We start from the raw sequence: 6,491 nt of genomic DNA, 5'->3' as shown, positions 1-6,491 counted from the left end.
TCGGCGAGGTGGCCAAGGAGAAGGGCACCACGCCGGACGCGCTGAAGGCCAAGCTGCACTTCTTCCCGGGTGGGGACACCGGCGCGCTGGTGAACGTCGCGGGCGTCGGCGTGCTGAAGCGCTCCGCCACGGACCCGGACACCAAGGCCTTCGTCGACTTCCTGCTCAACCCCGAGTCGCAGCGGTACTTCGCCGAGCAGACCTTCGAGTACCCGGCGGTGCTGGGGGCGGGGACGGTTTGCGAGGATGGCCGCATGGCTTACGACGCGACCACGCTGCCCGACGTCTCCGGGCTGACCGTCGGCATCATCGGTGGCACCGGCGACCAGGGGCGGGGCCTCGCCTATCGACTCGCCCGCGCCGGGCAGACCGTGCTGATCGGTTCCCGTTCCGCCGAGCGGGCCGCAGCGGCCGCCGCCGAGATCGCGGCGCTGCCCGGCGTACCGGCCGGTGTGGACGTGACCGGGGCCGACAACGATGAGGTGGCCCGCCGCAGCGACGTGGTGATCATCGCGGTGCCGTGGGACGGGCACGCCGCCATCGTCGCCGCCCTCGCCGAGCCGCTCGCCGGCAAGATCGTGGTCGACTGCGTCAACCCGCTCGGCTTCGACAAGCAGGGTCCGTACGCCCTCCCGGTCCCCGAGGGCAGCGCGGTGCAGCAGGCCGCCGGCCTGCTGCCGAACTCCCGGGTCTGCGCGGCGTTCAACCACGTCAGCGCGCCGCTGCTGGCCGACCCGGAGGTCGACCGGATCGACCTCGACGTGCTGATCTGCACCGAGGACCGGGAGCTGGTCGACATCGTCGGGGCGCTGGCCGCCCGGATCCCCGGCATGCGCGGCGTCTACGCGGGCCGGCTGCGCAACGCCCACCAGATCGAGGCGTTCACCGCCAACCTGATCGCCATCAACAAGCGCTACAAGGCGCACGCCGGCATCCGCGTCACCGACCTCTGACCCGGCGCCGTCCGGCACCCGGTCACGGTCGGTGCAGCGGGTGGCGGCGGTAGGAGCGATCGGGTGGCCCGAACCCGGGGCCGTTCGTCGAGGGCGTGGCAGGGGGCGAACACCGGGGGATTGTGGACCCGGCGAGCGGGGCGGTGAAGGTCGTGGGACGACCCCCACCGCCCCGTCGTCCTAGAAGGTGTGCTCGGCGGCGGGGAACTCGCCGCCGCGTACCTCGTCGGCGAAGCGTCGGGTCGCCTCCGACAGCGTCCCGGCCAGGTCCGCGTAGCGCTTGACGAAGCGCGGCGCCCGGCCGGTACGCAGGCCGGCCATGTCCTGCCAGACCAGCACCTGGGCGTCGGTGTCCGGGCCGGCGCCGATGCCCACCGTCGGGATCGGCAGCTCGGCGGTGATCCGCTTGGCGACCTCGCCCGGCACCATCTCCAGCACCACCGCGAACGCCCCCGCCTCGGCCACCGCCCGGGCGTCGGCGAGCACCTCGTCGGCGGCGTCGCCCCGCCCCTGGACCCGGTAGCCGCCCAGGGTGTGCTCGCTCTGCGGGGTGAAGCCGATGTGCGCCATCACCGGGATGCCGGCGCCGACGATCGCGGCGATCTGGTCGGCGCAGCGCCGGCCGCCCTCCAGCTTCACCGCGTGGCAGCCGCCCTCCTTCATGAACCGCACCGCCGTGCGCAGCGCCTGGGTCGGGCCCTCCTCGTACGAGCCGAAGGGCAGGTCACCGACGATCAGCGAGTGCTTCGTCGCCCGGACCACGGCCCGGACCAGCGGCAGCAGCTCCTCGGCGGTCACCGGCAGGGTGGTCTCGTAGCCGAACACGTTGTTCGCCGCCGAGTCGCCGACCAGCAGCACGGGGATGCCGGCGGCGTCGAAGATCGAGGCGGTGTACTGGTCGTACGAGGTGAGCATCGCCCATCGGTCGCCGCGCTCCTTGGCGGCGATCAGGTCGCGGGTGCGTACCCGCCGGGTGGCCGGGCCGCCGTAGAGGGCGGTCACCTCGGTCGGGGTGGACTCCACCATGACTGTCTCCTTTCCTCGAGGCCGCCGTCGCGGTCCCCGGGTTCCGCCGCGATCGTCGCACCGGACGACCGCCTCACGGCAGGGCACAGTGCAGGATTTCACTCGGCGGATCCGGCGCGGCGGGACCGGGGACCGGTCGCCGCCGCACCGGGAACAGTCCCGCTCAGCCCTGCTCTCGCCAGCGGTTGGTGATCGGCAGCCGGCGGTCCCGGCCGAACGCCTTGATGGAGATCTTCGTGCCCGGAGCGGACTGCCGGCGCTTGTACTCGGCGGTGTCCACCATCCGGAGCACCCGGTCGACGACCGCCGGGTCGTGGCCGGACTCCACCAGCCCGTGGCGGCCCAGGTCGCCGTCGACGTAGCCGATCAGGATCGGGTCGAGCGCGTCGTAGTCGGGCAGGGTGTCGCTGTCCAGCTGGCCCGGGCTCAGCTCGGCCGACGGCGGCTTGCCGATCGAGCTCTCCGGGATCGGCGGGGTCTCGCCCCGGCTGGCCGCGTCGGCGTTGCGCCACTTCGCCAGCCGCCAGATCAGCGTCTTCCAGACGTCCTTGACCGGGTTGAAGCCGCCGACGGAGTCGCCGTACAGGGTCGAGTAGCCCACCGCCAGCTCGCTCTTGTTGCCGGTGGTGAGGACCAGGTGGCCCTCCTGGTTCGACAGCGCCATCAGGATCACGCCCCGGACCCGCGCCTGGAGGTTCTCCACCGTCACCCCGGACAGCGACATGTTGGCCAGGAAGGTGTCCACCATCGGCTGGATCGGCTCGACCCGGTAGTCCAGGCCGGTCCGCTTGCCCAGGTCCTCGGCGTCGGCCCGGGAGTGCTCCGAGGAGTGCTGGCTGGGCAGCGACACCCCGACCACCCGCTGCGGCCCGAGCGCGTCGACGGCGAGCGCGGCCACCACCGCCGAGTCGATGCCGCCGGACAGGCCCAGCACCACCGACGGGAAGCGGTTCTTGTTGACGTAGTCGCGCAGGCCGAGCACCAGCGCCTGCCACACCTCGGCCTCGTCGGCGACCGGTTCCATCACCCCGCCGGCGGCCGCCGGGCCCGTCGGGGCCGGCGGGACGGATCCGACGGTACGGCGGACCACCCGCATCCCGTCGGCCAGCTCATCCTCGTCGCCCCGCGCTCGCCCGCCGCGGGCAGCTCGACGTCGTGCACCAGCAGGTGCTCGACGAACTGCGGGGCGCGGGTGAGCAGGGTGCCGTCGCGCCCACGATCATCGAGTCGCCCTCGAAGACCAGTTCGTCCTGGCCGCCGATCATGTTGACGTACGCGATGGTCGCGCCGGCCTCGGCGGCCCGGCGGCGGACCAGCGGCAGCCGGATGTCGTCCTTGTTCAGCTCGTACGGCGAGCCGTTGATGTTGACCACCAGCCCCACGCCCGCCTGCCGGGCCACCGCGAACGGGCCGCCGGCCTGCCAGAGGTCCTCGCAGATGGTCAGCGCCACGTCCACCCCGCCGACCCGCACGACGGTGAGGGCGTCGCCGGGAAGGAAGTAGCGGTCCTCGTCGAAGACGCCGTAGTTGGGCAGGTGGTGCTTGAAGTACGTGGCCACCACGCGGCCGGAGTGCAGCAGCGCGGCGGCGTTGCGGGCGCCCCGACCCGGCTGGGCGTCCCCGCTGACCTGCGGCGGGCCGTCCGCGTCCAGGTAGCCGACCACGACCGGCAGGTCGCCGAGGCCGTCGGCGGCCAGGTCGGCCGCGAGCTGCTCCAGCGCGGCCTTCGACGCCGCGACGAAGGAGCGGCGGAAGACCAGGTCCTCGACCGGGTAGCCGGTCAGCATCATCTCCGGGAAGGCGACGAGCTGGGCGTCGGCGTCGGCGGCGCGGCGGCTCCAGGTGCGGACCAGTTCGGCGTTGCCGGCGAGGTCGCCGACGGTCGGGTTGACCTGTGACAGGGCGAGACGCAGGGTGGGCATGCCCTCATCTTGCCCCAGCGTCGGCGTACCGACGTGGTGGCCGGGACGAGACGGCGGCCACCCTCCCGGGTGGCCACCGGCGGGCGGGACACGACGGGACGGACGGCGGTGCTTCGCGTAACGTCGGCGTAACGAGGCCCGGGGAGACTGGGCGGTCAGGTCGGGCGCAGCCCGGTCGAAGGCGGACAAAGAGTGTCGCGAGGGGTTGGGGAAGTGGACCGTCAGCAGGAGTTCGTCCTCCGTACGCTGGAAGAGCGGGACATCCGGTTCGTCCGGCTGTGGTTCACCGACGTGCTCGGCACGCTCAAGAGCGTGTCGGTCGCCCCCGCCGAACTGGAGGCCGCCTTCGAGGAGGGCATCGGGTTCGACGGCTCCGCGATCGAGGGCTTCGCCCGGGTCTTCGAGTCCGACATGGTCGCCATGCCGGACCCGACCACCTTCCAGGTCTTCCCCTTCGAGGGCGGGGTCAGCGGCGAGAGCGCCCGGATGTTCTGCGACATCCTGCTCCCCGACGGCGGTCCCTCCTGGGCGGACCCGCGGCACGTGCTGCGCCGGATGCTGTCCAAGGCCGCCGAGAAGGGCTTCACCTTCTACACCCACCCGGAGATCGAGTTCTTCCTGCTGGAGAACGGCCCCCAGGACGGCTCGCTGCCGACCCCGGTGGACACCGGCGGCTACTTCGAGCACACCACCCACGCCGTGGCGCGGGACTTCCGCCGCCAGGCCGTGCTGGCCCTGGAACGGATCGGCATCTCGGTGGAGTTCAGCCACCACGAGGTGGCCCCCGGCCAGCAGGAGATCGACCTGCGCTACGCCGACGCGCTGACCACCGCCGACAACATCATGACCTTCCGGCACGTGGTTAAGGAGGTGGCGCTCTCCACCGGCGTGCAGGCAAGCTTCATGCCGAAGCCCTTCACCGACCAGCCGGGCAGCGGGATGCACACCCACCTGTCGCTGTTCGAGGGGGAGCGCAACGCGTTCCACGACGCCGGCGACCCGATGAAGCTCTCCAAGGTGGCCAAGTCGTTCATCGCCGGCCTGCTGATGCACGCCCGCGAGTACACCGCGGTCACCAACCAGTGGGTCAACTCGTACAAGCGGCTCTTCCCGCTGGCGCTGCCGGACCGGATCACCGAGAGCCCGGCGTACGTCTGCTGGGGCCACCTGAACCGGTCGGCGCTGGTCCGGGTGCCCGCGTACGGCAAGCCGAACTCGGCCCGGGTGGAGGTCCGCTCGCTGGACTCGGCGACGAACCCGTACCTCGCCTTCGCGGTGCTGCTCGGGGCCGGCCTCAAGGGCATCGAGGAGGGCTACGAGCTGCCGCCGGGCGCGGAGGACGACGTCTGGTCGCTGACCAGCGCCGAGCGGCGGGCCATGGGGTACGAGGCGCTGCCGGAGAACCTCGCCGAGGCGATCGACGTGATGGCCGGCTCGGAGCTGATCGCCGAGGTGCTCGGCGAGCACGTCTTCGACTTCTTCCTGCGCAACAAGCGCGCCGAGTGGGAGCAGTACCGCCGCGAGGTCACCCCGTACGAGCGGCAGCGATACCTGTCGCTCTAGGGCGTGTTCCACAGGAACTGGCCGGCCTGCGGCGGGCCCGGACGACGGCCGGCGGCGTTGCGGGGTCTCGGATACAACACCGGTATCCGGGACGACCCCGCCGCCTTGCCGGACCGTCGCCTGGACTCCGCCTCGGCTCGACCGCTCCTGTGGAACACGCCCTGGATCGCGGTGGCGCGGTGCCGCTATCGTCTCGATCACCGCGCCGGCACCCTCGCCGGGCGTAGGAGGCCGGGAGGCAGTCGGTGCTGGAGGATCTGCTCAGCGGGGCGTGGCAGAGCGTGGTGTTCGGGGTCGTCGGGGTGGCCCTGATGGCGGCCGGCTTCCTGCTGGTCGACGTGCTGACTCCGGGGAGGCTGCGCGAGCTGATCTGGGTGCGGCGCAACGGCAACGCCGCGCTGCTGCTCGCCGCCAACCAGCTCGGCATCGCCGGGATCGTCTTCACCGCGATCCTGACCAGCTACAGCGACTTCGCCAAGGGGCTCGCCTCCACGGTGATCTTCGGGCTGATCGGGCTGGCCATCATGGCGCTGGCCTTCTTCGTGCTCGACCTGCTCACCCCGGGCCGGCTCGGCGAGATCATCTGCTCCGACGAGCCGCACCCCGCGGCCCGGGTCAGCGCCGCCACCCACTTCGGCGCCGCGCTGATCGTCTGCGCCTGCATCGCCTGAGCGCCGCTGTCGTACCCCCGGCCTAGGTTGCGGGGGTGAACCGGACCGACCGCCTCTACGCCCTGGTGGAGGAGTTGCGGGCGGTGTCGCCCCGGCCGCGCAGCGCCCGCTGGCTGGCCGGGCGCTTCGAGGTGAGCACCCGCACTATCGAGCGGGACATCAGCGCGCTGCAGGGCTCCGGCGTGCCGATCTGGGCCGAGCCCGGCCGCACCGGCGGCTACGTGGTCGACCGGGCGCACACCCTGCCACCGGTCAACCTGACCGCCGTCGAGGCGGTCGCGATGGCCGTCGCGCTGCACCGGCTCGGCGGCACCCCGTTCGCCGGGGCGGGCGCCACCGCCCTGCGCAAGCTGCTG

General features: G+C 72.5%; 5 protein-coding genes and 2 pseudogenes. 5 read left to right on the top strand and 2 right to left on the bottom strand.

Annotated features, from left to right (window positions below; translation table 11 throughout):
• Window positions 1–230, top strand: a pseudogene (locus JNW89_RS23620) (ABC transporter substrate-binding protein); the annotation flags it as partial.
• Between the two features lie 24 nt (window positions 231–254).
• The gene (npdG, locus tag JNW89_RS23615) at window positions 255–953 is read left to right on the top strand and encodes an NADPH-dependent F420 reductase (RefSeq protein ID WP_238450538.1); all 699 of its coding nucleotides are present in this window, start codon (window positions 255–257) and stop codon (window positions 951–953) included.
• 180 nt (window positions 954–1,133) lie between these two features.
• Here the strand turns inward: npdG and panB are convergent, their stop codons facing one another.
• Together panB and JNW89_RS23605 are read right to left on the bottom strand one after the other, a co-directional pair.
• Window positions 1,134–1,979 carry a 3-methyl-2-oxobutanoate hydroxymethyltransferase gene (gene panB / locus JNW89_RS23610; protein ID WP_210777919.1) on the bottom strand — a complete coding sequence of 282 codons (846 nt, stop codon included), beginning with the start codon at window positions 1,977–1,979 and terminating at the stop codon, window positions 1,134–1,136.
• Window positions 1,980–2,142: 163 nt separating this feature from the next.
• A pseudogene (locus tag JNW89_RS23605) lies at window positions 2,143–3,901 on the bottom strand (NAD+ synthase).
• Between the two features lie 213 nt (window positions 3,902–4,114).
• On the opposite strand from JNW89_RS23605, the gene glnA reads away from it, so the two are divergent.
• From glnA to JNW89_RS23590, 3 genes are all read left to right on the top strand, one after another.
• On the top strand, window positions 4,115–5,464 hold the full coding sequence (glnA, locus tag JNW89_RS23600) for a type I glutamate--ammonia ligase (RefSeq protein ID WP_179801156.1): 1,350 nt from the start codon (window positions 4,115–4,117) through the stop codon (window positions 5,462–5,464).
• Between the two features lie 245 nt (window positions 5,465–5,709).
• Window positions 5,710–6,135 carry a DUF350 domain-containing protein gene (locus tag JNW89_RS23595; protein WP_088960983.1) on the top strand — a complete coding sequence of 142 codons (426 nt, stop codon included), beginning with the start codon at window positions 5,710–5,712 and terminating at the stop codon, window positions 6,133–6,135.
• Window positions 6,136–6,170: 35 nt separating this feature from the next.
• The coding region (locus JNW89_RS23590) for an HTH domain-containing protein (protein WP_238450537.1) at window positions 6,171–6,491 on the top strand (321 nt) is incomplete at its 3' end.

Source organism: Micromonospora sp. 4G55, assembly GCF_016803375.1.
Note: the sequence above shows the minus strand (reverse complement) of the source record. Positions and strands in the feature narration are given on the sequence as shown.

Excerpts from the sequence above, each read along its gene's own strand:
- npdG (WP_238450538.1), top strand. The coding sequence starts at position 255 with ATGGCTTACGACGCGACCACGCTGCCCGACGTCTCCGGGCTGACCGTC.
- panB (WP_210777919.1), bottom strand. The coding sequence starts at position 1,979 with ATGGTGGAGTCCACCCCGACCGAGGTGACCGCCCTCTACGGCGGCCCG.